Source organism: Methylophaga sp. UBA678 (assembly GCF_002299105.1).
Lineage (GTDB): Bacteria > Pseudomonadota > Gammaproteobacteria > Nitrosococcales > Methylophagaceae > Methylophaga > Methylophaga marina.
In genome coordinates this window covers 1-26,056 of sequence record NZ_DBNG01000004.1, presented here as the reverse complement: position 1 = coordinate 26,056, position 26,056 = coordinate 1, and the positions used below count along the sequence as shown (strand labels likewise).

Below are 26,056 nucleotides of genomic sequence, written 5' to 3'. Positions count from 1 at the left end.
CAAATGGATGAAATGACACAGCAAAATGCTGCACTAGTGGAGCAAGCAGCAGCGGCGAGCGAATCTCTAGATGAACAAGGCAAGCATCTGGAAGAAATGATGCAATTTTTCACAACAAATGCTACTGAACAGCATACACCGCGCCAGGTTACGACGCCTAAAGCCTCTACTTCTCATGTAAAGCGCCAAATAGCGACTCATGCTAAGACTCCTCCTCAGCCATCATTACCAACAAAAAGGCAGGTAATGACTAAAGAGCAGGAAAGTGATGAATGGGAAGAGTTCTAGCCCACTCATCAATTAATCCTTCCAATGAGAAAGACTGTTTTATGGATAAAGCGGCACGAGAATTTGAGTTCTCAGATAAACATTTTGCTCGAATAAGTAGCTTCGTCACAGCGCAGACAGGCATCCTGCTGCCTGCGGCAAAAAAAGATATGGTTTATAGCCGCTTATCTAAACATGTTCGTAGAAACTATGGTGGGAGTTTTGACGCATTTTGTCTGGCAGTTGATAACGGTGACCCTGACACCATTGAGTTATTAATCAATGCCATCACAACGAATTTAACCGCCTTTTTTCGTGAAAAACATCATTTTGATTATTTGAAACAACATGTACTTCCTGAACTGTTGATTAAAAATCAGGCGACTAAAAAAATACGAATATGGTCAGCGGGTTGTTCCACTGGTGAGGAACCATATAGCTTGGCTATCTGCTTACATCAGTTTTTTAAAGGACACCCTGGTTGGGATGTCAAAGTACTGGCGACAGATTTAGATGCGAACGTACTAGAACAAGCTGCTTCCGGGATTTACACCATTGAGCGGGTAAGTCAATTTTCAGAGGACGAGAAACATGCTTGGTTCTCACGTGGAAAAGCTGAAAATAATGGGCTGGTTAAAGTGAAGTCTTTTTTAAAAGAGTTTATCTCCTTCAGGCGCCTTAACCTTTTACACCCTTTCCCAATGAAAGGAACGTTTGATGTGATTTTCTGCCGAAACGTCATTATCTATTTTGATAAAACAACGCAGGTTGGTCTTTTTCATCGTTTCGCTGAAAAAATGTTACCTGGTGGATATCTCTTTATCGGTCACTCAGAAACCTTATTCAATATCAGTAACCAGTTTGTTTCTGATGGCAATACGATATATCGGCGTATTACATGATGGCATTAAAAACGGATATGCCTCAGGCATTAGCTGGATTTGAAAATATAAACCGTTATTGGGATAACTCTCGCCAAGCCTGGGTGGCGAAAATTTTGCCTGGTGAAATTTATGTTAATCGTGGTGCGAAAGAACTGATTGCGACCACACTGGGATCGTGCGTTGCAGCCTGTATTCGTGATCCTGTGGCTGGTATCGCTGGCATGAATCACTTTATGTTGCCCTGTGAAGGCGATGGTACGAGTGAGTGTTGGAAAAAATTAGGGACGCGATATGGTAGCTATGCTATGGAAGCATTGATTAACGAAATTCTAAAGGCGGGCGGTACGCGTAAAAATCTGGAAATGAAAGTCTGTGGTGGTGGCAAAATTATTGATGGGATTTCCAATGATATTGGTCACCAGAATAGTGAGTTTGTACTTAATTTTGCAAAACTCGAAGGCATTCCTGTTATTGCCTATGATTTAGGTGATATCTACCCGCGAAAATTAATGTATTACCCTCAAACAGGAAAAATGTTTATCAAACGTATTCAACATTTATACAACGATACAATCCTGGTTCGCGAGTCTCAGTATCATGAACGCTTAAAAGAAACATCGCTTAGCGGTGGCGTGGAATTGTTTGAGTAAAGGTCAGCCATGAAAAAGATTTCCGTCATTGTTATTGATGATTCAGCTCTAGTTCGTAAGTTGCTAACAGAAATTCTCAATTCTGATCCTGAGCTAGAAGTTGTTGCCACTGCTGGGGACCCTTATCAGGCGAGAGACAAGATTAAACAGTTTAATCCAGATGTGTTAACGCTGGATGTTGAAATGCCAAAGATGGACGGGGTGACATTTTTACGTAATCTGATGCGGCTCAGACCAATGCCAGTTGTTATGGTGTCAACCCTAACTGAAAAAGGCGCACAAATTACCCTTGAAGCGATGGCTTTAGGTGCATTTGATTTCGTAGAAAAACCCAAATTAGATTTATCTCAAACATTGTCCTCCTACTCAGAAGAAATTATCAGTAAGATTAAAGCGGCGGCAGGCTTTCAGCCTGAAAAGCTGAACCAAAAATCAGTACTTGAAGTGGAGGAACGCTTAACGGCTGATGCTGTTATTGCCAAGAGCACCAAAAACATCCCCTTAAAAACCACAGAAAAAATCGTTGCCATTGGCGCTTCTACGGGCGGAACAGAAGCAATAAAAACAGTCTTATGTGCTTTACCAGCGAATGCGCCGGGCATTGTTATTACTCAGCATATTCCAGCTAGCTTCAGTGCCCCTTTTGCTGAAAGGGTAAATAAAATGTCAGCCCTTAATGTTAGCCAGGCCACTGATGGAGAACAGATTCTCCCTGGGCATGCATACATTGCGCCTGGTGATAAGCATCTTTTAGTCGAGCGTAGCGGTGCTCGTTACTATTGCCGCTTGAATGATGGACCTGCAGTCTCACGCCATAAACCCTCCGTGGATGTTCTCTTTCGTTCGATTGCTCAAAATGTCGGGGCCAATGCCATTGGGGTTATGTTGACCGGCATGGGTGATGATGGTGCTAGAGGGATGTTGGAGATGAGGGAGAATGGAGCGAGTAACATGGTTCAGGATGAAAAAAGCAGCGTAGTCTGGGGTATGCCAGGTGCAGCTTATAAGCTAGGTGCCGCTGAACTCATGCTGCCACTGGATAAAATCGCTCAAGAGATCATGAAGCAGGGTCGATAAGCTTTGTTACTGGTTCGATAGTTAATTAAGGACGATATGATGAAAAAATTACTGAATAAAAAATTTGTTATTGCTTCACTATCGTCCTTGGGATTTGTTCTTGTCGCCCTATTCTTGGTGAATTGGCTGGCGGCATTGCTTGTTCTGCTCGCCACAGTTTCGGTGTTTTTATTACAGTTTCAGAACATGCCAGTTCAGAGTCAGGCAGCGGTCAACACATCACGGTTTGAATCAGCAGATATAGACAATTTAAAAAAAGACGTCGTCACTGATATCAGCTTGCAGATCGAAAATATACGTGCAGAAAATGAGCAAATAGCTACGCTTTTAAATGATGCTGTGCGGTCACTGGGAGACAGTTTCCAAGGATTGAATGAACAGGCTTCAAACGAGGACGATATGCTCCATAGCTTGATTGACCAAAAAGATGGTGAGCAGGGCTTGTCTGAGTTTATCAAAGAGACTGAGTCTGTGATGAGCTTTCTTGTGCAGACATTGCTAAAAAACACAGACGACAGTCGTTTGGTGATGGCAAAGTTAGATGAAATTAATCGAAGAGTAGATGGTGTTATTTCTCTGCTTGATGACGTCAAAGATATTGCTTCTCAGACAAATTTACTCGCCTTAAACGCAGCCATTGAAGCTGCCAGAGCCGGAGATGCTGGTCGTGGTTTTGCTGTAGTTGCTGATGAAGTTAGAAAACTATCACAAAAATCAGATGAGTTTAGTGATCAGATAAATAAGATCACAATGAATGTAAAATCAACTATTGATGAGGCAAGCTCAGTTATTGCAGAGTTAGTGACTGCGGATACGGATCTGGTCACAAATAGTGAAGCGAAAGTCGCTGAAATGATGACGACTATGTCATCTCTTAACAATAAAACCTTATCTGTTATCTCTGGCACAAGCGAAATTAGTCAGCAAATCTCGGGTTTAGTAAATCAGGCGGTCACGTCTTTGCAGTTTGAAGACATGTGTCATCAATTAAGCGAACACATGGACAAGCGTTTAAATACTGTCTCGGACCTTATTCAGGTTATCAATGATTTGCCTTCGTCATCAGAGAGTGATGCTGATCTGGCGGCATGCCAACAGCAATTTCTCGAGGTCAAAAAAACTGTAGCTGAGCTGCACAAAAAAATTGACGAAACTCAACACAGATCAGTTACTCAAAAAAATGTCGATGCAGGGGATATCGAACTCTTCTAAAGCATATCTGGCACATTGCTTGCTCTTATCTACATGAACAAGTCGATAACGACGATTGAGTAGGAGAGGCGGTATGCCACAAAGTGTTTCTATACAGACTGATAATGTCGTCAATACAAAGCCTGCAAAGGCCAGAGAAGTATCAAAAGATAATACCTTCTCTGAGACGTTAGACAAGCATATCAATACAGCTGAGCATAAGCCTGCTGAATCCACTAAGGCCCCGTCGAAGTCCTCTGAAGCTTCCGAGAATAAACTCAACGAACAATCTGATAGTGATGATAAAGTCACTGCCGAGGCAGAGGGGAAAACGGAAAAAACTGACGCTGATGACGGCAACAAATTGCCGTCTGATGACCAAGATAGTGAAAGTGATAATGCCGAAAGCAATGTAGTCTCATCGGACACTCAAACTAATGTGAGTGTTGAGCCTGAGCAAAAAAACGTTGTGTCGGTATCCGCCTCTGAAACGAAAGTAGTAAACAGTGATAACAAAGTGAGCACTGCTGGGGTGGCTGAGAAATCTGTAGGCAAGCAAGCCGTTGCTGAGCCAACAACGCCTAACACTGCCGCTTCGACTCAAGCAAAATCGACTAATGAGGCTTCTTCTGAGTCTTCTGTTATTAGCAAAAAACAGCCTGATGCCAGCCTGGTAACAGTGACAGATACAGAAAAAGCGGTTATCAAACAAACTCAACATGCTGCCGAGGGTGACAAGGTACCTAATTTCGCCAAGGCATTACAATCCATGAATGAGGCCGACGGTAAAACCAGCGAAATTCGTGCTGATATTATGGATGCCATTAACAGACAGCGCCAAAAAGCCGATGGTGAACAGAATATGACTGTTCGTAATATGATCGCCGCACAAACAGAAAATAAAGATAGAACAGAGATAGATTTGTCTGGTATTCGGGCAGACAAAACGCTTCAGGAGCGTTTATTTGGAGCGACCCCGACAACGAATACATCGACAGCTAGCAGCGTAGCATCAACATCAGGTTCATCAGCTTCGGCCTCAGCCAGTGCAGTAGTGAGTTTGCCTGTTCAGCCCAACATACAAAGCTCAGCATGGTCACAGGTGATGAATAGCCGTGTGGTCTGGATGGCTAAAGAGGGTATTCAACAGGCAGAAATGAAAATGAACCCGGCAAATTTAGGCCCTGTTGAAGTAAAACTCCATGTACAAAATGAACAAGCCAGTGTAACTTTCTTAGCACAGCATTCGACGACGCGCGATGCGCTGGAACAAGCTTTACCAAAATTACGAGAGAGTTTTGCCGAAAACGGTATGCAATTGACTCACGCTGAAGTAGGTCAGCAACAGCAGCAACAGCAAAGAGATGAGCAGCCACAGCAAATGCAGAATTCTCAGAATTTTACTCAAGCCAATCGTCAAAGTGACGATATAATGAGTGAAGCCGACGAAACAGCAGGTTCAGTTACGCAGGATAGCGGCCTGAGTTTATACGTCTAAGGCATAAAACAATAATATTAAGTTCAATCCGGGAGAGACGGGCGTGTTTAAACTTGAAAATTTCTCTTTGAGAAAACGCATGTATATCATTGGTGGGCTGGGTGTATTTGCCTTATTGGGACTACTTGTTCTTGAAGGCTATATGTACCATTCTGATATCAAGGAAATTGAAGCGATTTATATCGCTGCGATATATGTCGTCATCGCTAGCATTACGGTGATTGGCATTGCACACTACATAGGCCGTTTTGGTGATAAACGTGCTACCACCTTGGTCGGTGCGATTCAAAACATCAAAAAAGGTGATCTCACTAATAAAGTGGCTATATCAGGTAAAAGCGACTTTAGTTGGATGGCATTTGAATTAGACAGTGCCAGAAAAAATGTGGCGAACCTGGTTCATACATTGGTTGGCGGCGTAACGCAGCTCACTTCAGCCAGCCAAAATATGCAAGCTATCAGCAAAGAGACAGTGGATGGAGTGTTGCGTCAGCAGTCTGAAACGACTCAGGTAGCGACCGCCATGAATGAGATGACAGCGTCAGTTCAAGAAGTAGCCAGAACGGCATCAAGCGCTGCTGAAGCAGCTCGTAATGCGGATATCGAGGCCAAGGCTGGTAAACAAGTTGTTATGGAAACAATGCAGGCCATTGACTCATTAGCCACTGAAGTCGAAAAAGCAGCAGAGCAATTAAGTAGTTTGGAGTCAGATATTGGTAATATCGGCGCGATAGTTGATGTCATTCGTGGTATTACAGAACAAACCAATCTCCTTGCACTGAACGCTGCGATCGAGGCGGCACGCGCAGGCGAACATGGTCGAGGCTTTGCTGTTGTTGCTGATGAAGTTCGTACACTGGCAGCGAGAACGCAATCCTCCACGCATGAAATTGAAGAGATGGTTGAACGACTACAGCAAGGCGCTCAAGTGGCTGTTAAGGTCATGAACGAAGGTCGTGAAAGAGCAAAACATAGTGTGGAAAAGGCATCAAGTGCTGGTGCTGCCTTAGATTCTATTACTGCTATGATTTCCACCATGGATGAAATGAGCGCACAGATCTCCAGTGCTGCGAATGAGCAATCTTCCGTTGCTGAAGATATTAACCGAGGTATAGTCAATATCAGCCAAGTGGCTGAGCATACAGCGGAGGGCGCGAGAGAGTCTTCAGTCGCTGTCGAAACCTTGAGTAACCTTGCTACCCAACTTCAGGAAGCGGCGAGTAAGTTTAAGGTATAACGTGTCATACAGTTCATAAAAAAGCCCGGGTAACCGGGCTTTTTTTATTTAACGTAGACTTTGTTCTATCTCTTCAAGTGCCTGCATCGGATCGGGTGCTTTGGTAATTGGACGGCCAATCACAAGGTAATGGCTTCCCGCGTCTAATGCTTGTTTGGGTGTCATGATTCGATGTTGATCGCCTTTTTCACTGCCTTCCGGTCTTATGCCAGGAGTAATAAGTTGAAAGGTATTACCCAGCGTATCTCGGAGGGCACTGGCTTCCTGAGCCGAGCAGACGACGCCATCAAGACCACTTTGTTTTGCCAATTGAGCAAGTCGGGTGACAGTATCAGACATATTGCCGGTAAGGCCAATCTGATCAAAAGTCGTTTGATCCATACTAGTTAATAACGTTACACCTATTAATAAAGGTTTATTGGATGATTGTTCAACTGCTTCTCTGGCAGCACGCATCATGGCTGGCCCGCCGAGCGTATGTACATTTAACATCCAAACGCCTAAGTCAGCCGCCGCAGCACAGGCTTTTGCCACTGTATGTGGAATGTCGTGATATTTCAGATCGAGGAAGACATCAAACCCACGCGAGACTAAGTCAGTGACAACTTGAGGACCTGAACGGGTGAAAAGTTCTTTTCCCACTTTCACTCGCGCACGTTTTGGATCAATTTGATCGGCCATTTGCAGGGCGTCACTCGCGTTAGCATAGTCAAGGGCAACAATGATTCTAGAGTCGGACATTGATATCTCCATTACTGATAATGACCGTGATCCTACCTTAAGAAGATCAGAATTGCGTCTGTTTCGCCGTTTAGATCAAGAAAATGATATGCTGTCGGGCGTTTTTTGCTGAGAATGAATGAATGAAATTTGATTTACTTGCGCGAGATGGCTTTGCTCGTCGAGGACGCTTAACTTTTTCTCGGGGAACTGTTGAAACCCCAGCTTTTATGCCTGTTGGAACGTATGGGTCAGTCAAGTCAATGACGCCAGAAGAAGTCGGTGCAACAGGAGCTGAAATCTTATTAGGTAATACATTTCATTTAATGTTGAGACCCGGCACCGAGATTATCTCAGCTCACGGTGATTTGCATGACTTTATGCAGTGGCAAGGCCCAATTCTAACTGACTCTGGCGGTTTTCAGGTTTTCAGCCTAGGCGAGCTGCGTAAAATTACAGAGCAAGGTGTGCATTTTAGTTCACCAGTCAATGGTAATAAAGTATTTCTGGGCCCTGAAGAATCGATGGCTGTGCAGCGTGCATTGGGTAGTGACATCGTGATGATTTTCGACGAATGTACGCCCTATCCTGCTGATCTGGAAACAGCAGCAAAATCTATGGAGTTATCCCTACGCTGGGCAAAACGTAGTAAGGAAGCCCACGCCGGAAATCCTTCTGCGTTGTTTGGTATCGTGCAAGGTGGGATGCATGAGCAGCTGCGTCAAATTTCACTGGATGGTTTAACAGAGATTGGCTTTGATGGTTATGCCATCGGTGGACTGTCTGTTGGTGAGCCCAAAGAGGATATGATACGCATTCTTGATTTTCTGGCGCCAAGAATGCCTGAAGATAAACCGCACTATCTTATGGGAGTTGGCCGACCTGAAGATCTTGTCGAAGGTGTGATGCGTGGCGTGGATATGTTTGATTGTGTCATGCCAACCCGTAATGCTCGAAATGGACACCTATTCGTTCATCAAGGCGTCATCAAAATTCGTAATAGTCGGTTCAAGACGGATACGAAACCTCTGGATCCCTATTGTGATTGTTATACCTGTCAAAATTATAGCCGGGCATATTTACACCACTTAGATAAAACAGGTGAGATGCTTGGCCCTCGGTTAAATACCATCCATAACCTTCATTATTACCAGACATTAATGAAAGGCTTAAGGCAGGCCATAGAAAACAATACGCTGGAACAATTCCGCCAAGAGTTTTATGCGCTAAGGCAAACCGAAATTGTTTAAAACGCTTCAATGCTATCGAACACTGGGTCTGCTGTGGCATAATCGGTTTCTTTTTTCTTGTTGATTTTGAGGATTAACGATGGACTTTTTTATCTCTCCGGCCGCTGCTGCTGATGCAGCGACAACAACGGCTGCTTCTCCAGGCATGATGGATTTCGCATTTCCTATTATTTTGCTGGTGTTGTTCTATTTCATGTTAATCAGACCGCAGCAAAAACGCGCTAAAGAACACAAGGCTATGCAGTCTGCATTGGCAAAAGGTGATGAAGTCGTTACCGATGGTGGCCTGATGGGGAAAATTATTGAAATCACTGATAACGCTATCGCTGTTCAGATTGCTGAAAATGTTGAAGTGAAAGTGCGTCGTGAATCAGTGAATGCTGTTTTGCCAAAAGGTACATTGAAAAAGCTATAAAGTCTGGCCATCGCTTCAGATGGCTTGAAAATGTCAGGAATTAAATATGAACCGATATCCACTGTGGAAAAATCTACTCGTTCTTGTTGTGTTACTGGTCGCAGGGCTCTACGCGCTACCCAATCTTTATGGGGATGACCCGGCAGTCCAGATTTCTGCTGGCAGAACGGCCACAGTGGACTTGGATCTAGCAGACAAAGCAGAAAAGGCTTTAAAAGAGGCTGGGATTGATTATAAAGGTGTTCAGCTTGAAGATGATAAGTTACTCATCCGGCTGACCTCTGCTGATAACCAATTAAAGGCAAAAGATGTCTTAAGTAAAACCTTAGTCGGTGATTACATCATCGCATTGAATTTAGCCTCTACAACGCCTCATTGGTTAGCTTCTATGGGCGCGGAGCCGATGAATCTGGGCTTGGACTTAAGAGGGGGCGTTCATTTCTTGATGCAAGTCGATATGGATGCTGCGGTTAAGCAAAGCTTAGATAGCTATGGTAGCGATATCCGTTTATCACTTCGTGATGAAAAAATTCGTTATAAACAAATCAAAGTAGAAGGGCAGACTATCGTTCTGGTTCTGCGAAATACTGAGGACAGAGATAAAGCGGAAGCATTAATCAACAATGATTTCAATGATCTTCAAGTGACCGTCTCAGAAGATGAAGCTAACCCTGAGCTCATTATGAATGTGTCTGAACAGAGCATTCGTGAAACAAAACAATTAGCCTTACAACAAAATATCACCACCTTGAGAAATCGCATAAACGAACTGGGTGTGGCAGAGCCGACTGTGCAACAGCAAGGCGAAGACCGAATCGTCGTCCAGCTACCTGGTGTGCAAGATACTGCTCAAGCAAAGAAAATCCTGGGAGCGACGGCAACACTTGAGTTTAGACTGGTTGATATCGAGCATGATGTAAAAGATGCACTCAATGGCCGTATCCCACCAAACACGGAGCTTTATTACAGTCGTGATGGTCGCCCATACCTTCTTGATAAGCGTGTGATGTTAACGGGTGAGCATGTTATCAATGCGGCATCAACACTAGATGGTCAGTCTGGTTCGCCTGCCGTCTCCGTGACTTTAGATGGGAAAGGCGCGCGCGCTTTCAGTAATGTCACTCGCGATAATATTGGTAACCCAATGGCGGTGGTTTTCATTGAGTCTAAAATGGAAACAAAAGAAATTGATGGTGAGCTGGTATCTGTACGTCGCCAGGTACCTGAAATTATCAATGTAGCCACTATACGAGATCAGTTGAGCAAGAAGTTTCAGATTACCGGACTGGACAGCACTACGGAAGCACGAGACTTATCACTACTATTACGCGCTGGTGCATTGGCTGCGCCGATAGAAATCGTTGAGGAGCGCACGGTTGGCCCAAGCATGGGACAGCAAAATATCGAGCAGGGTTTTGAATCTGTCATTATCGGCTTTATTTTAGTGCTTGTTTTCATGATTATCTGGTATCGAGTATTTGGTGTGTTTGCCAATATGGCACTGGCTGCGAACCTGATATTTATCGTGGCATTACTCTCATTACTCCAAGCGACACTTACCTTGCCAGGTATCGCCGGTATCGTTCTCACCGTTGGTATGGCTGTGGATGCCAATGTGTTGATTTATGAGCGTATTAGAGAAGAGCTACGCAATGGCAATAGCCCGCAAGCCAGTATCAGCTCAGGTTATGACAAAGCCTTTTCGACCATTGCCGATGCGAATATCACGACACTCATTGCTGCAATTGTCTTGTTTGGTTTTGGTACAGGTGCAATTAAAGGTTTTGCGGTCACCTTATCACTCGGTATTTTAACCTCTATGTTTACGGCAATTATGGGCACACGTGCCTTAGTGAATCTGTTTTACGGTCGTAAACATAAACCTAAGCTATCAATTTAGGAATCATTTTCATGCAGTTTTTTAATAAACAAACGCATATCAAATTTATGTCGAAACGCTGGCCTGCGCTGGTGTTCTCGAGCATATTATTGATTGTTTCTATCGGTTCGTTGATAACACAAGGCTTAACCTTTGGTATCGACTTTACAGGTGGAACCATGATCGAGCTCGGTTATCAGGAACCGGCTAATCTAGATAACATCCGATCAACCCTTCAAAACGGTGGCTATCCTCAGGCTGTTGTTCAGAATTTTGGTTCTATCCATGATGTTTTAGTTCGTTTGCCGATAATCGAAACTGAGAATATGGCTGAAATCAGTAACAATGTTGTCTCGCTGCTACAAGTCGATTCCAGTAATGCCATCGATGTGCGTCGTGTCGAGTTTGTTGGCCCTCAGGTAGGCGATGATTTAACTGAACAAGGCGGTTTAGCGGTTTTATATGCCTTAATTGGTATTTTGATTTATGTGGCTTTCCGTTTTGAATATCGTTTTGCTATCGCCTCTGTTGCCGCCTTGGTGCATGACGTTATTATCACTCTAGGTTTCTTTTCCATAACCCATGTTGAGTTTGATCTAACGGTACTTGCCGCTGTATTGGCAATCATTGGTTATTCTCTCAACGACACCATTGTGGTTTTTGACAGAGTCAGGGAAGGATTTTTAAAAGCGCGTAAGGCCTCACCACAAGAAGTGATTGATTCATCTTTAAATGAAACCTTGAGTCGTACGCTGATGACTTCATTTACGACGCTGCTGGTTGTTTTTGCCTTATTTGTGCTTGGAGGTGAAGTCATTCATTCCTTTGCAGAGGCGTTACTGTTAGGCATCATGATTGGTACTTATTCATCGATCTACGTAGCAAGCTCTGCTGTGCTCTTTATGGGGGTAAGTAAAGAAGATTTGCTACCACCAGTGAAGGAGAGTGACCAGGAAATTGGTGAAGATGGTAGCCAGGTTTAATAAAAAAGCCCGAGCAATCGGGCTTTTTTTATGAGTGTATATTTTGATCGTTAAACCGCAGCTCTTTACTGATAGTTACTGTCACGGGTTTGGTTCTGCGACGAGTTCCGATTGAGACCACCTTACCTGAACGTTCTGCTTCATCTCTAATGGCAGCCTGTTCTGTTGTTTCAATAGACAATATTCTTACACCACTACAATCACTACGAAAGCTCATAAAATTCATAAATTCTTCGAGGCTTTCCTGTGTTTGCTGCATCTGTAAAGAGCGGAATTGTTTATTCATAAAAACTACCTGTTGTGATAATCAAGATATCGACACAGGTCCTGATTTCTTGAGATGAAAACCGATCGAAAAGATGGCCGTGATTAGTGAATTGTGATCTTAGTCAGAAAAAACAGGAAAAACTCCTAGAGGTAAAAAGGGTGTTTTACTGACACAATGGTTTAGAAGCGAACCTTATGGAGTGATGATTGCTCTATAAAATTAGGGAATTTGCTGATTTATTTAGCCATGTGATTGTGTATTGTCACAGGCAACAAACAAAGAATAATAACGGAGAGTTTAAATATGCTGAAGAATCTCGGGATTGCCATGCTGCTGTTATGGCCCCAAATCATTTTTGCCAATACTATTAATGTGACGCTTCACTACATAGGACCTACAGATGGCCAAGTGTGGGCTGGTATTCAGCAAGGTCTAACAGAGGCTAATTTGCAAGGTCAGTTTCTAGGCCAGACATATGATGTTAAAAACATCACGGAAGAAGAGGTTGAGGCATTACCAGCGTCTGAGATAACGGCGGTTCTGGTTGGCACTGATGCAAAGCATATGCTGGAAATAGCTAAACTGAATAAGTTGACTACTGTACCGGTCTTTAATTTGAGTTCAGATGCTGACAGTCTGCGACAGGTTTGTTTGCCAAACTTATTAAATATTCCCCTGAGTAAGCAAATGAAGCAGGATGCATTAGCTCAATGGCAAAATAAAAACCCAGATAAATTAGTAACAGCGCATGCCTGGCATCATGACTTTGTAAAATTTGCAGCGTCACAACTCAATAATCGTTTTACCAGAAACCATAAAACACAAATGACGGATGATGCATGGGCCGGATGGGCTGCTATCAAAATGTTGTCTGATACTGTAGCGAGAACTCAAAAAACGGATTCTGCAGCTATGCTGAACTACCTCAAGAAGGACTTGTCTTTTGATGGACAAAAAGGTGACACCGCCACATTCAGAGATACTGGACAATTACGTCAGATTGTTCTGCTAATAGATAAAGATGACAACATCGTTGCCGAAGCACCTTTAAGAGGTGTTAAGGGTGGGCTGGATAGTCTTGGACTAATCAGCTGTAAATAATTTGAGAGAAGAAGGAAGCATAATGAAATTAAAAAGTATTTTGTTAACGACATTGGTTTTAGCCAGCACAGCGGCCTGGGCTGAACCTTCACACCGTGCATTTGTGACCAATGAAAAAGACAATACAGTCAGTGTTATTGATACAAAAACCAATGAGGTAATCAATACCATCAATATCGGAGAACGTCCTAGAGGTATCGGTTTATCGCCAGACCAAAAACAGCTTTATGTTGCCATCAGTGAGGAAGGCGCTATTGCCGTTGTAAATCTTGATACATTAGAAGTGGTAAAAAAACTGGATGCAGGTGATGATCCGGAAACATTTGATGTGGCACCTAATGGCAATATCTACATTTCTAATGAAGATGACGCACAAGCCAGTGTGATTGATCCCAAAACAGGCGAAACCATTGAAGTGATTCCCGTTGGTCTGGAACCAGAAGGTGTCGCTGTTTCACCTGACGGAAGTCTGGTATTGGTCACCAGCGAGTCCACCAACATGGTGCATGTTATCGATACTGCAAAACATAAAGTGGTGAAAAATATTTTGGTTGCTGCGCGTCCTCGTGGTCTAGCATTTAACAGTGACGGTTCATTGGCTTATTCAAGCAGTGAAGTGGGTAATGAAGTCACTATTATCGACACCAAAACGCTGTCCATTATCAAACAAGCAGAAATCGACTTACCTAATTCAAAACCGATGGACATAGCGGTTAGTCCTGATGATAAAACAATCTACGTGACAACTGGTCGTGGTAATTCTGTCGCAGTACTTGATGCCAAAACGCTTGAGATGCAGGCTAATATCCCTGTAGGCAAACGTGTATGGGGCTTAGGAATGACTCGTGATGGTTCGCGTTTATACACAGCAGATGGCGTGAGTGGCACGGTTTCTGTGGTTGATACAGCGACAAACAAAAATATCAAAACTATCAACGTTGGAAAATTCCCATGGGGCGTAGTGGTTGACGATTGATTTATAGTTAAACCTTCTTAGAAAAAGCCCGGTTATAAAGCCGGGCTTTTTTGTTTGTGATGAAAAAGATCATTAAATACTTTGTTAGCAATTACTGACACGTTATTATGCCTCGATGAATAAAGTGATTAAGCGTTTTTTGCAGATTTGTTTGTTCCAGGCCAGCCCTGCAGATATTCCAGCATCATCAGTATTAGTTAATATCAGTATCGTCTGTTACTTTATGGTCGGCGTGCTGGTCAGTCATATCGATCACAACTGGATTATCAGTCTCGTGACGAGTATAGCCGACACAGTTATGTTGATCATCGTGACAAAACTATTATTAGCCAGTAGAGGTTTATCTCATCGCTTTGAACAAACTGTTACAGCGATGGCCAGTACTGGCGCTATCGTAGGTCTGGTGAGTTGGCCTGTTTTTTCTGTATTCAGGTTGGTCGAACCACATAGTCAACTGACCAGCATCATTCTATTGATGGTGCTTATTATCATTTTCTGGAGTTTATTTGTTGTTGCACATATCTTCAGGTATGCACTAGATATCGGACCGGGGCTGGCAGCCGTTATCACGGTGGCATATGTCATCGTATCGTTGATAGTTGTTGGACTTACTATTTCAGGAGTGACTTAATGCACATTCATATACTGGGGATTTGCGGCACCTTCATGGGGGGGCTGGCGATTCTTGCGAGGGAGTTAGGCATGACAGTCAGTGGTTCTGATGCCAATGTCTATCCGCCTATGAGTGACCAACTTGCCGCTGCAGGTATTGATGTAAAAGAAGGCTATAAACCTGAGCATTTAGACCCTGCACCTGATTTAGTGGTGATGGGCAATGCCATGTCGCGTGGCAACCCGGCTGTGGAGTATGTTTTAAACAAAGGTCTGCCTTATGTGTCTGGCCCTCAATGGTTAAATGAACATGTCCTTCAAGGCAAATGGGTATTAGCGGTCTCGGGTACACATGGAAAAACGACGACGAGTAGTCTATTAGCATGGATTCTGGAGCATGCAGGTATGCAGCCAGGTTTCTTGATAGGCGGTGTCCCTGATAATTTTGGCGAAACAGCACGTTTAGGTAATACGCCATTTTTTGTGATTGAGGCAGATGAGTACGACACGGCCTTTTTTGATAAACGTTCAAAATTTGTGCATTACATGCCCAGAACACTGATTATTAATAATCTTGAGTTTGATCATGCTGATATCTTTGATGATCTGGCTGCAATTCAAAAGCAATTCCACCATCTGGTACGAACGGTACCTGAACAGGGTTTGATTATTTCACCTCAGGATAAGACGATTGACCATGTCTTTAATATGGGGTGTTGGACGCCAAGACAGACATTGGGTGTTGATGCTGATTGGTGTGCGACATTATTGAAAAATGATGGCAGTGAGTTTGAAGTCAGATATGGTGAGTCTACAGCCCGAGTCAGTTGGGATATGCTCGGCCAACACAATGTGAATAATGCGCTTGCCGCTATTGCTGCTGCCCATCATGTTGGTGTCACGGTTGAGCATGCCTGTGAGGCTTTATCCGTGTTTGCTGGTGTGAAGCGTCGTTTAGAGTTAAAAGGTGAAATCAAGAATATTCGTGTTTATGATGATTTTGCCCATCATCCGACAGCGATAGCAACAACAATTGCTGGGCTGAGAGCCAAAATAGGTAACCGTCGTCTGGTAGCTGTATTGGAGCCTCGTTCAAATACGATGAAGATGGGAATTCACCAAGATACTTTGGCTCAGTCACTTATTCAGGCAGATAGAGTATTGTTGTTACAAGATAGCGACTTGAAATGGTCATTAAAAAACGTGACTGAAACACTGGGCGAACATGTTAGTGTCTTTGACTCGATTGATGCTATTGTGAAGACGATCAGCCAGGAAGCACAAGCGGGTGATGAGATTTTAGTAATGAGTAATGGTGGTTTTGGCGGTATTCATCAGAGAATTTTAGAGGCGATAGCTTAAGAATGTTGGATCAGCAACAAATTGCATTAGCCATTACCGGTGCTTCTGGCGCGCCTTACGCGAAGCGTTTATTGCAGGTATTACTCAAGCAAGGGCTTACGGTACATTTAATGATTTCTACCGCTGGTAGAATTGTGCTCGCTGATGAACTCAATTGGAAGTTGCCTGCAAGAGCATCGGATGTGCAGGAAAAGCTGAGTCAGGAATTCGACTGTATTCCTGAACAATTGCAGGTTTATGGTGAACAACAATGGTCATCACCACTGGCAAGTGGTTCACATCGCGTGCCCGCCATGATTGTGTGCCCATGTACCATGGGAACGTTATCAGCAATTGCTTGTGGTCAGAGTGATAATTTAATCAACCGCGCTGCCGACGTCATGCTTAAAGAAGATCGGAAATTGATCGTGGTTCCAAGAGAAGCGCCATTTTCTGTGATTCATCTCGAAAATATGTTGAAGTTAGCTAAACTGGGAGTCTGTATTTTGCCACCCAATCCTGGATTTTATTTTAATCCAACATCCTTAGCTGAAGTGGTCGATTTTGTTGTCGCGAGAATACTTGACCAAGCCAAGATAGAGCATGACTTGATGCCGCGATGGGGTGAGTAATGGGTTATTCGGGATTCGTCGTTAACTCACGTATAATGTGGCTTAAATTTAATGCCGTTCAGGAAAACCATGTCTGATATTGAAATTGCCCAACAGGCTGCCATGCAGGAAGTCATCCAGCTCGCCGAGAAAAAGCTGGGTCTTGCCTCTCAACATATTGACCCATACGGACATTTCAAAGCGAAAGTATCATTAGATGTCATGGATGAGTTGGCAAACCGGCCCGATGGTAAGTTAATCCTAGTAACTGCTATTAGCCCGACTCCTGCTGGTGAGGGAAAAACGACAACCACGATCGGCCTGAGTGATGCGCTAAACCGAATTGGTAAGAAATCCATTGTCTGTGTACGCGAACCTTCTATGGGGCCATGCTTTGGTTTGAAAGGCGGGGCTGCCGGTGGTGGTTATGCTCAGGTAGTACCCATGGAGGATATCAATCTTCACTTCACGGGCGATCTGCATGCAATAGCTTCAGCCCACAATTTATTATCAGCGATGATTGATAATCATATCCATCATGGAAATGCCTTACAGTTGGATGCCAGACGTATTGTTTGGCAGCGAGTCATGGATATGAATGACCGTGCATTGCGGGATATCGTGGTGGGTATGGGTGGTCCTGCCAATGGTTATTTGCGTGAAGAGCGTTTTGATATTGTTGTTGCTTCGGAAGTTATGGCTATCTTTTGCCTAGCTAATTCTTTGCCTGAGCTGAAGCAACGCTTGGGAGATATCCTGATCGGCTATTCCGTTGATGGGACACCAAGATATGCTCGAGAAATCATGGCCCACGGTGCTATGGCTGCATTACTAAAAGAAGCGATAAAACCCAATCTTGTGCAGACCTTAGAAAATAATCCAGCCTTTGTTCATGGTGGTCCATTTGCGAACATAGCGCATGGTTGTAATTCAGTTATCTCAACCAAAATGGCACTTAAGCTGAGTGATTATGTGGTCACTGAGGCGGGCTTTGGAGCGGATTTAGGTGCTGAGAAATTTATTGATATTAAGTGTCGCAAAGCTGGGATTAAGCCAGATATGGCTGTTGTTGTCGCCACAGTAAAAGCCTTGAAATATCACGGTGGTCTGGAACTGAAAGAGCTTGGCGAAGAAAACCTCGATGCGTTAAAGGTGGGACTGGCTAATTTAAAACGGCATTTAAGCAACTTACAAAATGAGTTTGGTCTACGCTGTGTTGTTGCCATCAATCACTTTGTTAATGATAGCGATGCAGAAATAGAACTAATTACAACGGCTGTAAAAGAAATGGGAGCTGAAGCCATTCTTGCTCGTCATTGGGCACAAGGTGGGGCCGGTGCAGAAACACTGGCGGAACGTGTTGTCGAAATACTGGATAGCCCTGCTGAGCCTTGTCGTCTGTTATATCCTGATAGTTTACCGCTATGGGACAAAATTAATCAGGTTGCTAAACGTCTATATGGCAGTGGTGAAGTCGTTGCTGATAAAAAAGTGATGGATAAGATCGCTATGTTGAACGAGCAGCACGGGGATATTCCAGTTTGTATGGCAAAAACACCGTATTCTTTTAGCAGTGACCCGAGCTTACGTGGCACGGCTGAGAATCATACGCTGACAATTCGTGATGTTCGTCTGTCAAACGGTGCTGGTTTTCTGGTTGTACTTTGTGGGGATGTGATGACTATGCCTGGATTACCTAAGCACCCAGCTGCTGAACGTATTGATATTGATGATAATGGCTCAATAGTCGGGCTGTTTTGATATAAAAAAGCTCAAATATTAAGGGTGTTAAGCAAAAAAGCCGTAGAGGTTTATCACTACGGCTTTTTTCTTTTATGTGCTTAAATTTTTTAAGCCTGAGTATTCACCTTGCGACGCAAACCAAGAAAACCTAACAATGCTGGAGCAAACATCCATAAGGCAGCAGGTACAGGCACTGCTGATGGCGTTTGGATATAACTAGCAAAGCCAGTTTCTTCAAAGTTAATTTCATGTGAAAGTGATGCATAAATGAATAATGCATTATCAAGCAGAATATCAGCAGAAGGTAATGTTGATATAGGGCCAGTGAAAAAGTCTTTATCAAACATCATCAGGCCAGACAGAGAAAAACTTTCTGTGAATTCAGACACCGGAAAAAGAGTGCTAGTTGTAAATAGAATCGCATCACCTGTGATATCGGGATTGAGACCTTTATTCACCATTGATGTAACGATATCTGTATTGAATGCATCAAGGTTTGCAATAGTATTATCTAATATACTGAGAGCAAACTGGCTGCCATCAAACAAAGTGGGGGCAGCTGTACCTGAGAGAACGTAATTTGATGATACGTATGTACTCACTGTGCCTGTGCTTGGAAGAGCATATGATGAGTAGAGGGTCGCTGATGCTAGGTCTGTATCGTAAGACCATGTAGCTGGTGCAGACTGGCCGAGCAATGAACTTAGGTCGCCATTAGCTGTTTGCCATGAACCATTAGTTGATAAGCTTGTTGCAGCTATAGCAGCGTTAGTTAAACCAGTAAATAAAGCCAGTGCGATAAAAACTATTTTGTTCATGTGTTCTTTCCTTAGATATTATTGCAGTACAGCCACCTTAGTATCATAAGGTCTGTAACTTTCCGTCCTTGGTTCACACCGAGTTTGGCTTTGGTTAAAGTGTTTCCAGAAAAAATAGTACCAAACAGATAATAATAAATAAAACGAAATTGTTAATTTTGTTCTCGATGTTTTTTTATTAAATCGTATGCTAACTGAATTTCTTTCGCTTGCTCTGTGGCAACGGCAATCATATCTTCTGGAACGCCTTGTCCCATGAGTTTATCCGGATGATATTGGCTCATCAGTTTTCGATAAGCACGTTTAATTTCTTGATTAGAACTCTTTTCAGTCAACCCAAGCGCTTTATAAGCGTCGGCCAATTCATCAGAATAAGAGCGCTGCGGACCGGAAGAGTATTGCTGCTGATGACCTCTTGCGAAACTTGCCTGGCTCATCACCATATCCAGAATACGGTTAAACTCGGCCCGGTTATATCCTAACTGAGCAGAGACTTGTTCCAGAATATCTTTTTCTTGTGGATCAAGCTTACCATCGGCTAAGGCCATGACTATCAGGTAAACCAGTAAGACTTGTTTTAGATTAAACGTATTACCACAATGTTGTTTGAATTGATTCATTGTGTCTGTAATATCAAAGTCGGGTTCTGCGCCTCGCTTAAACTGGCGGATGGCTTCTTGTCGATGCTCACCCGACATCCCCATTTTTTTGATAAAGGCTTCCACGTGATCGATTTCAATCTGGCTGATTCGACCATCTGCCTTCGCTAGTTTCCCCATCAAAACAAACACAGTTTCAAGAAAAACTGTTTGACGGGTTTGACTTGTAAATGGATTAGCACCGCCCAGACCATACGCTCGTATACGGTCAGCAAAACCACCAAACAGTAAGCCAATCAGTGCGCCAAAAATTCCTAAAATGAGTAATCCTACACTCATCGTACTGAGTAATATAAAGCCTAGAATAAGGCCAATCCACTTAAACATAACAATTAACTTTTGTTTGAAATACTAAAATAAATAAGACCGAGCCCCCATAGCCCAAATACCCAGCTCAGTACTGGTAACCCTGCAAACATAGTTGTCGAGTAACCATCGAGACCGGTGATAACGGCAGCGCCTACCAAAAATGCAGCGCCAGAGGTAGCAGCAGCACTACGATAACTGGCTTTTTTGATTTCTTTACGCAGCTGTTGAATATCATGAGATGCTAAATTAACGTTCAGCTGACCATCTTGGGCTCTCTTAGTCAGGTCATATAATAGACGCGGCATCTCGGGTAAGGTTTCAGCCCAATGAGGAGCTTCTTGCTTTAGCGTTCTTAACGCTGCTTGCCAGCCCATTTTTTCCTTCATCCATGATTCTAAAATGGGTTTGGCTGTTTTCCATAGATCCAGATCTGGATAGAGGTCACGGCCCAAGCCTTCAATATTCAGTAAGGTTTTTTGTAGCAGCACCAACTGTGGTTGTACTTCCATATTAAAACGACGCGCTGTTTGGAAAAGTCTCAGCAGCAGTTGTCCGAAAGAAATTTCTTTTAAAGGACGAGCGAATATGGGTTCACAAACACTTCTTATGGCTGCTTCAAACTCATCAAGTCGAGTCTCAGCCGGCACCCAGCCTGATTGCACATGTAACTCGGCAACCCGGCGATAGTCATGATTGAAAAAGGCAAGGAAATTTTCAGCTAAATAACGCTGATCATCTGGAGATAATGTCCCCATGATGCCAAAATCAACAGCAACATAACGTGGATTTGCCGGATCATGACTATCCACCATGATATTACCGGGATGCATGTCCGCATGGAAAAAACTATGCTTGAATACTTGGGTGAAAAAGATTTCGACCCCCATTTCTGCCAGTTTTGCCATATCCACACCTTTCGCGATTAAACCTTCAGTATCGCTAATAGGCGTGCCATAAATACGTTCTTGAACCAGGATATTAGGTTTGGTCAGCTTCCAGTATATCTTGGGGACATATAGTAAGGTGGTGCCTTCAAAATTGCGTTGCAGTTGAGAGGCTGAAGAGGCCTCGCGCAACATATCGAGTTCATCAAAAAGGTTCTTCTCAAGCTCAGCTACGATCTCTCTGGGCCGTAATCGTTTTCCCTCAGACCAGTATCGTTCAGCAAAAGATGCCAAGGTATACAACAAAGCAATATCACGCTTGATAATGGGCTCTATGCCAGGACGAACCAGTTTTATAACGACTTGCTCACCACTTTTTAATGTAGCTGCGTGTACTTGTGCGATGGAAGCTGAAGCAAGCGGTTCAGGTTCAATATGAGCAAATAATGTCTCAATGGATTCTGCTTCATAGGCTTTATCAATCAGTTGTTTTGCTTGCTCAGCGGGAAAAGGTGCTACTTGGTCTTGAAGTTTAGCTAATGAATTGGCTATGTCAGGCGGCAAGAGATCGCGACGCGTTGATAACACCTGTCCAAACTTTACAAAGATAGGTCCTAAGTCCTGTAATGCCAGTCTTAATCTTTCGCCTCGAGGCAGTGTCGATTGTTTATTGCGCCAGCGATGTGGCGATAAAAAACTGAAATACCGAAGCGGACGCAATAAATGGATTGCTTTGATCACTTCGTCCAGGCGATGTTTTGCCAGGACGTGATTAATTTGAATCAGCCTGGATAACTGATTAGCCTTCATTAATGGCTCCTTACATGGTTATGACTGCGGTCAAGAGACAATGTCAATACTCTGTTTCCAACCTGTTTATTCGTGCTTCAAGTCGATCGATATCCGCAGTTAACCTGTCCACATCATTCATAAAGTCATCAATTTGAATCTTGTCCGGTAATATGTGCGCTTCTTCACGAAGGTACTCGGAAAGTGACATAGATAATGAACGTTGAGTTGCATTCAGCCATGAGAAACTGTGTTTAATCGCATAACTAAGCGGTTGGGCGATAACGTCACCAGTTACGTTGGCTATTTGTTGTTCCCAATCAAAATCGAAACCATCCAGTACGTCTTGTAATTGTTTAGCGAACTGAACATTACCGTGAATATGGATTTCATTAGAAAATAAATGCTCAGGCTGCTTGGCGAGTTTTAATAAACTCAAGGCTTTCGCAGTGATTAATAAGTCAGCGTTCTCTTCATCGTTATGTGACAATTTGACAGTAGATTGATGGAAGGAGACATGCAGATATTGCTGCCAGTCTTCAACATGGATAACGATGACGCGATTTTCGAAAGCCTCAAGGCGCTCACACGTTTCAGGATCCTGTTTTAACCCCTGATTGATGGCAAACTCGATAGGACGCAATAGTGTAGTCATGGGGTTAGAACTTGTAACCACGATGAAGTGAAACGATGCCAGCAGTCATATTGTGATATTCGCAACGTTCAAATCCTACATTTTCCATCATCTGTTTCAAGGTCTCTTGGTCTGGGTGCATACGAATAGATTCAGCCAAATAGCGGTAGCTGTCTTCATCACCAGTAAATACTTTTCCTAGTTGTGGCAATATCTTGAAGGAATAGGCGTCGTAAACGGGGGCCATCCATTCAGCAGGTTTAGAAAACTCTAAGACCATCAGTTGACCGCCGGGTTTGAGAACCCGATACATTGAAGCTAAGGCTTTGTCTTTATCCGTGACATTACGCAAGCCAAAAGCGATGGTAATACAGTTAAAACTATTGTCAGGAAAGGGCAGAGCTTCTGCATTGGCTTGAACATACTCGATATTACCGACAATACCGTCATCTGTTAGACGGTCACGACCAACATTGAGCATTGAGGCATTGATATCGGCTAACACCACTTTACCTGTGTCACCAACAAGCTTGGAAAATTTCCGCGTCAAGTCACCTGTTCCGCCTGCGATATCCAGAACTGTAGCTCCGCGCCGTACACCACTGTTGAGAATGGTAAATCGTTTCCAGAAACGATGAATGCCAAGCGACATCAAGTCGTTCATCAGATCATATTTACCGGCAACGGAGTGGAAAACCTCAGCAACATGCTTGGCTTTTTCCGCAGTGGGCACTTCTTTGTAACCGAAATGCGTTGTCTCTTTAACTTCCATAACGTGACCTATTGCTGTTGGCGATGATAACCGGCTTTTTCGAGCCGGTTAAGATAGTCTTGCCAGAGGGATTCTTCATGCATGGCAAGTTCATATAAATAATCCCATGTAAACAAACCACTGTCATGACCATCATCAAAAAACAACTTTAGCGCATAGTGACCTACGGGTTCGATTTTATCGAGACCAACATTTTCTTTACCTGTTTGCAGAACTTCTTGTCCGGGACCGTGCCCACGTACCTCTGCAGAAGGTGAGTAAACGCGTAAATATTCAGCGGAAAGACGATATTGCCTATCGCCATAACTGAGAGATAGGCACTTTGATTGTTTGTGCAAGGTGATGTCTGTTGGTAATTGAGTTTCTGCCATTAAAGCATTCCTTACAGAATATAGCGTGATAAGTCTTCGTCTTCAGCTACAACGGACAGTTGTTCATTGACATAGTCTCTATCAATGACGACGGAGAGATTCTGTTCACTCCCTGCTTCATAAGAAATGTCTTCTAACAATTTCTCAAGCATGGTATGTAAGCGTCGTGCGCCAATATTTTCGGTTTTCTCATTCACTTCCCAGGCCAGTTCGGCAATTCGTTCGATACCGTCGTCGGTAAAACGAAGTTCCACTCCCTCAGTAGCCAGCAATGCAATATATTGCTCGGTTAATGAGGCATCAGGTTCGGTCAGAATGCGGACAAAATCCGCAGAAGAAAGTGCATCAAGTTCGACGCGTATGGGTAAACGACCCTGAAGTTCAGGAATAAGATCAGAAGGTTTGCTCAAATGAAAGGCGCCAGAGGCAATGAACAAAATATGATCGGTTTTTATCATGCCGTATTTAGTCGAAACTGTACTGCCCTCAACCAGAGGCAATAAATCCCGCTGAACGCCTGCACGGGAGACATCAGCGTTATTACCACTCTCACCACGACCGGTGATTTTATCAATTTCATCAAGGAAGACGATGCCGTTTTGTTCGACACGCTCCAGCACATCCGCTTTCAACTCTTCTTCATTAATGAGTTTTAGAGCTTCTTCTTCAGCCAGTATGCGCATGGCATTACCAACAGTAATCTTGCGTGTGCTCTTACGGTTTGTTCCCATGTTCTGAAACATTTCCTGAAGCTGACTGGTCATCTCTTCCATGCCTGGTGGAGACATGATTTCTACACCAACATTTGGCGCATTCAGTTCAAGTTCAATTTCGCGATCATCGAGCTTACCTTCGCGCAGCATTTTGCGAAAACGTTGGCGAGTGGCTGATTCATCTTCACTATCAACATCGCGTGCTGGTCGCAGTAAGGCATCTAAAATTCGTTCTTCTGCAGCATCTTCGGCTTTTGTTTTAACTGAGGATATTGCCGATTCACGTAACATCTTCATCGCAGTTTCAGCGAGGTCGCGAATGATTGATTCAACATCACGGCCAACATAACCCACCTCAGTAAATTTTGTGGCTTCGACTTTAATGAAAGGGGCATTAGCGAGAGCGGCAAGTCGACGAGCAATTTCTGTTTTGCCTACACCCGTTGGGCCAATCATAAGAATGTTTTTTGGCGTGACTTCATGTTGAAGTGAGGCATCTAATTGTTGGCGGCGCCAGCGGTTACGCAAAGCGATAGCCACCGCTTTTTTTGCCGCTTGTTGTCCGATGATGCGTTTATCAAGTTCGTTGACTATTTGTTTTGGCGTTAATGATTGCATGGTAGATGTCAGTTTGATTCCAGAGTTTCGATTGTAAGATTGTGATTAGTATAGATGCAGATATCAGCGGCAATATTCAACCCTTTCTCAACAATTTCCCTCGCACTGAGTGAAGTGTTTTGCAATAAAGCGGTCGCAGCAGCTTGAGCAAACGGACCGCCAGAACCAATAGCAATAAGACCGTGTTCTGGTTCGATTACATCGCCATTACCAGAAATAATCAGTGATGCTTCTGCATCGGCGACAGCGAGTAAAGCTTCTAAGCGTCGCATCATCCGGTCAGTGCGCCAGTCTTTAGCTAACTCAAGTGCACTTCTAGTTAAGTTACCTTGATGCTTTTCAAGCTTTGCTTCAAAGCGTTCGAACAACGTAAATGCATCTGCGGTGCCACCGGCAAAACCAGCAATCACTTTACCGTGATAAAGACGTCTGACTTTGCGTGCATTGCCTTTCATGATGGTATTGCCAAGACTCACCTGCCCATCACCACCAATGACCACTTGGCCGTCACGGCGATAGGAAAGGATAGTCGTACCGCGGTACTGCTCCATAGAGACTCCTGTTTGATTTTTTAAAGTGTGACAAATTTATAGAACGCAATAGTATACTATTCATGCTTTTCTACTTCAGTTAATCATGAATAGATTTAGCCATCTCGAGTACAAAGACAGCAGCTAAATAAGAATTACTGATTTAAGTGTTGACATTAGTCTCGGTTTTACGGAAAATGCCACGTCTTTAGTGGAGGGGTTCCCGAGTGGCCAAAGGGATCAGACTGTAAATCTG

At 43.6% G+C, this 26,056-nt stretch carries 26 protein-coding genes, 1 pseudogene and 1 riboswitch; of the genes and pseudogenes, 17 read left to right on the top strand and 10 right to left on the bottom strand.

Annotated elements, in window-relative coordinates; translation table 11 throughout:
• The 7 genes and pseudogenes from B3014_RS01585 to B3014_RS01555 all read left to right on the top strand — a co-directional run.
• Nucleotides 1-288: pseudogene (locus B3014_RS01585) on the top strand (methyl-accepting chemotaxis protein); the annotation flags it as partial.
• Nucleotides 273-1,169, top strand: coding sequence for a CheR family methyltransferase (locus B3014_RS01580; RefSeq protein WP_286305581.1), 897 nt, complete (start codon nt 273-275; stop codon nt 1,167-1,169). The pseudogene B3014_RS01585 and the gene B3014_RS01580, both read left to right, overlap by 16 nt.
• Entirely contained in the window at nt 1,166-1,801 is a 636-nt protein-coding gene (gene cheD, locus B3014_RS01575) for a chemoreceptor glutamine deamidase CheD (protein ID WP_286305580.1), read from the top strand. Before B3014_RS01580 ends, cheD begins: the two co-directional genes overlap by 4 nt.
• Before the next feature lie 9 nt (nt 1,802-1,810).
• Entirely contained in the window at nt 1,811-2,878 is a 1,068-nt protein-coding gene (locus tag B3014_RS01570) for a protein-glutamate methylesterase/protein-glutamine glutaminase (protein WP_289244650.1), read from the top strand.
• A gap of 36 nt (nt 2,879-2,914) precedes the next feature.
• Entirely contained in the window at nt 2,915-4,090 is a 1,176-nt protein-coding gene (locus B3014_RS01565) for a methyl-accepting chemotaxis protein (RefSeq protein WP_289244651.1), read from the top strand.
• Between the two features lie 73 nt (nt 4,091-4,163).
• Complete coding sequence (locus B3014_RS01560) at nt 4,164-5,567, top strand: flagellar hook-length control protein FliK (protein ID WP_289244652.1); 1,404 nt, start codon at nt 4,164-4,166, stop codon at nt 5,565-5,567.
• Between the two features lie 43 nt (nt 5,568-5,610).
• Complete coding sequence (locus tag B3014_RS01555) at nt 5,611-6,804, top strand: methyl-accepting chemotaxis protein (protein WP_289244653.1); 1,194 nt, start codon at nt 5,611-5,613, stop codon at nt 6,802-6,804.
• A gap of 48 nt (nt 6,805-6,852) precedes the next feature.
• Here the strand turns inward: B3014_RS01555 and pyrF are convergent, their stop codons facing one another.
• Nucleotides 6,853-7,545 (bottom strand): orotidine-5'-phosphate decarboxylase, encoded by a 693-nt coding sequence (pyrF, locus tag B3014_RS01550; protein WP_289244654.1) that lies wholly within the window; start codon nt 7,543-7,545, stop codon nt 6,853-6,855.
• A gap of 122 nt (nt 7,546-7,667) precedes the next feature.
• Here pyrF and tgt point away from each other — a divergent pair, with 122 nt between their 5' ends.
• The 4 genes from tgt (at nt 7,668) to secF (ending at nt 12,051) form a co-directional block, all read left to right on the top strand.
• Nucleotides 7,668-8,774 carry a tRNA guanosine(34) transglycosylase Tgt gene (gene tgt / locus B3014_RS01545; protein WP_289244655.1) on the top strand — a complete coding sequence of 369 codons (1,107 nt, stop codon included), beginning with the start codon at nt 7,668-7,670 and terminating at the stop codon, nt 8,772-8,774.
• Nucleotides 8,775-8,853: 79 nt separating this feature from the next.
• Complete coding sequence (yajC, locus tag B3014_RS01540) at nt 8,854-9,189, top strand: preprotein translocase subunit YajC (protein ID WP_286305573.1); 336 nt, start codon at nt 8,854-8,856, stop codon at nt 9,187-9,189.
• A 46-nt stretch (nt 9,190-9,235) separates the two neighbouring features.
• On the top strand, nt 9,236-11,089 hold the full coding sequence (gene secD, locus B3014_RS01535) for a protein translocase subunit SecD (RefSeq protein ID WP_289244656.1): 1,854 nt from the start codon (nt 9,236-9,238) through the stop codon (nt 11,087-11,089).
• Between the two features lie 11 nt (nt 11,090-11,100).
• Nucleotides 11,101-12,051 (top strand): protein translocase subunit SecF, encoded by a 951-nt coding sequence (gene secF / locus B3014_RS01530; protein ID WP_286305571.1) that lies wholly within the window; start codon nt 11,101-11,103, stop codon nt 12,049-12,051.
• 28 nt (nt 12,052-12,079) lie between these two features.
• On the opposite strand, the gene B3014_RS01525 is transcribed toward secF, so the two are convergent.
• The gene (locus tag B3014_RS01525; RefSeq protein ID WP_286305570.1) at nt 12,080-12,337 is read right to left on the bottom strand and encodes a hypothetical protein; all 258 of its coding nucleotides are present in this window, start codon (nt 12,335-12,337) and stop codon (nt 12,080-12,082) included.
• Between the two features lie 285 nt (nt 12,338-12,622).
• Here B3014_RS01525 and B3014_RS01520 point away from each other — a divergent pair, with 285 nt between their 5' ends.
• The 6 genes from B3014_RS01520 to B3014_RS01495 all read left to right on the top strand — a co-directional run bounded on the left by B3014_RS01520 (nt 12,623) and on the right by B3014_RS01495 (nt 18,721).
• Complete coding sequence (locus B3014_RS01520; protein ID WP_289244657.1) at nt 12,623-13,420, top strand: ABC transporter substrate-binding protein; 798 nt, start codon at nt 12,623-12,625, stop codon at nt 13,418-13,420.
• Nucleotides 13,421-13,442: 22 nt separating this feature from the next.
• Nucleotides 13,443-14,396, top strand: coding sequence for a glutaminyl-peptide cyclotransferase (locus tag B3014_RS01515; RefSeq protein WP_286305568.1), 954 nt, complete (start codon nt 13,443-13,445; stop codon nt 14,394-14,396).
• Nucleotides 14,397-14,511: 115 nt separating this feature from the next.
• On the top strand, nt 14,512-15,027 hold the full coding sequence (locus B3014_RS01510) for a hypothetical protein (RefSeq protein WP_289244658.1): 516 nt from the start codon (nt 14,512-14,514) through the stop codon (nt 15,025-15,027).
• Nucleotides 15,027-16,370, top strand: a complete 1,344-nt coding sequence (mpl, locus tag B3014_RS01505; protein WP_289244659.1) for a UDP-N-acetylmuramate:L-alanyl-gamma-D-glutamyl-meso-diaminopimelate ligase — start codon at nt 15,027-15,029, stop codon at nt 16,368-16,370. The genes B3014_RS01510 and mpl overlap by 1 nt, the downstream gene beginning before the upstream one ends.
• 2 nt (nt 16,371-16,372) lie before the next feature.
• A complete protein-coding gene (locus tag B3014_RS01500; protein WP_289244660.1) occupies nt 16,373-16,981 on the top strand; it encodes a UbiX family flavin prenyltransferase in 609 nt (202 codons plus the stop codon).
• Nucleotides 16,982-17,050: 69 nt separating this feature from the next.
• The gene (locus B3014_RS01495) at nt 17,051-18,721 is read left to right on the top strand and encodes a formate--tetrahydrofolate ligase (RefSeq protein WP_289244661.1); all 1,671 of its coding nucleotides are present in this window, start codon (nt 17,051-17,053) and stop codon (nt 18,719-18,721) included.
• An 89-nt stretch (nt 18,722-18,810) separates the two neighbouring features.
• On the opposite strand, the gene B3014_RS01490 is transcribed toward B3014_RS01495, so the two are convergent.
• The 8 genes from B3014_RS01490 to hslV all read right to left on the bottom strand — a co-directional run bounded on the left by B3014_RS01490 (nt 18,811) and on the right by hslV (nt 25,821).
• Complete coding sequence (locus tag B3014_RS01490) at nt 18,811-19,521, bottom strand: hypothetical protein (RefSeq protein WP_289244662.1); 711 nt, start codon at nt 19,519-19,521, stop codon at nt 18,811-18,813.
• A gap of 19 nt (nt 19,522-19,540) precedes the next feature.
• A riboswitch (cyclic di-GMP riboswitch) is annotated at nt 19,541-19,620 on the bottom strand.
• A 53-nt stretch (nt 19,621-19,673) separates the two neighbouring features.
• The gene (gene djlA / locus B3014_RS01485) at nt 19,674-20,507 is read right to left on the bottom strand and encodes a co-chaperone DjlA (RefSeq protein WP_289244663.1); all 834 of its coding nucleotides are present in this window, start codon (nt 20,505-20,507) and stop codon (nt 19,674-19,676) included.
• Between the two features lie 5 nt (nt 20,508-20,512).
• The gene (gene ubiB / locus B3014_RS01480) at nt 20,513-22,183 is read right to left on the bottom strand and encodes a ubiquinone biosynthesis regulatory protein kinase UbiB (protein WP_286305562.1); all 1,671 of its coding nucleotides are present in this window, start codon (nt 22,181-22,183) and stop codon (nt 20,513-20,515) included.
• A gap of 43 nt (nt 22,184-22,226) precedes the next feature.
• Nucleotides 22,227-22,817, bottom strand: coding sequence for a ubiquinone biosynthesis accessory factor UbiJ (locus B3014_RS01475; RefSeq protein ID WP_289244664.1), 591 nt, complete (start codon nt 22,815-22,817; stop codon nt 22,227-22,229).
• A gap of 4 nt (nt 22,818-22,821) precedes the next feature.
• Complete coding sequence (gene ubiE, locus B3014_RS01470) at nt 22,822-23,568, bottom strand: bifunctional demethylmenaquinone methyltransferase/2-methoxy-6-polyprenyl-1,4-benzoquinol methylase UbiE (RefSeq protein ID WP_286305560.1); 747 nt, start codon at nt 23,566-23,568, stop codon at nt 22,822-22,824.
• Nucleotides 23,569-23,576: 8 nt separating this feature from the next.
• On the bottom strand, nt 23,577-23,939 hold the full coding sequence (locus B3014_RS01465; RefSeq protein WP_289244665.1) for a DUF971 domain-containing protein: 363 nt from the start codon (nt 23,937-23,939) through the stop codon (nt 23,577-23,579).
• An 11-nt stretch (nt 23,940-23,950) separates the two neighbouring features.
• Nucleotides 23,951-25,270: an ATP-dependent protease ATPase subunit HslU gene (gene hslU, locus B3014_RS01460; protein ID WP_289244666.1), complete on the bottom strand. Its 1,320-nt coding sequence runs from the start codon at nt 25,268-25,270 to the stop codon at nt 23,951-23,953.
• Nucleotides 25,271-25,278: 8 nt separating this feature from the next.
• On the bottom strand, nt 25,279-25,821 hold the full coding sequence (hslV, locus tag B3014_RS01455; protein WP_286305556.1) for an ATP-dependent protease subunit HslV: 543 nt from the start codon (nt 25,819-25,821) through the stop codon (nt 25,279-25,281).
• Nucleotides 25,822-26,056 lie beyond the last annotated feature (235 nt).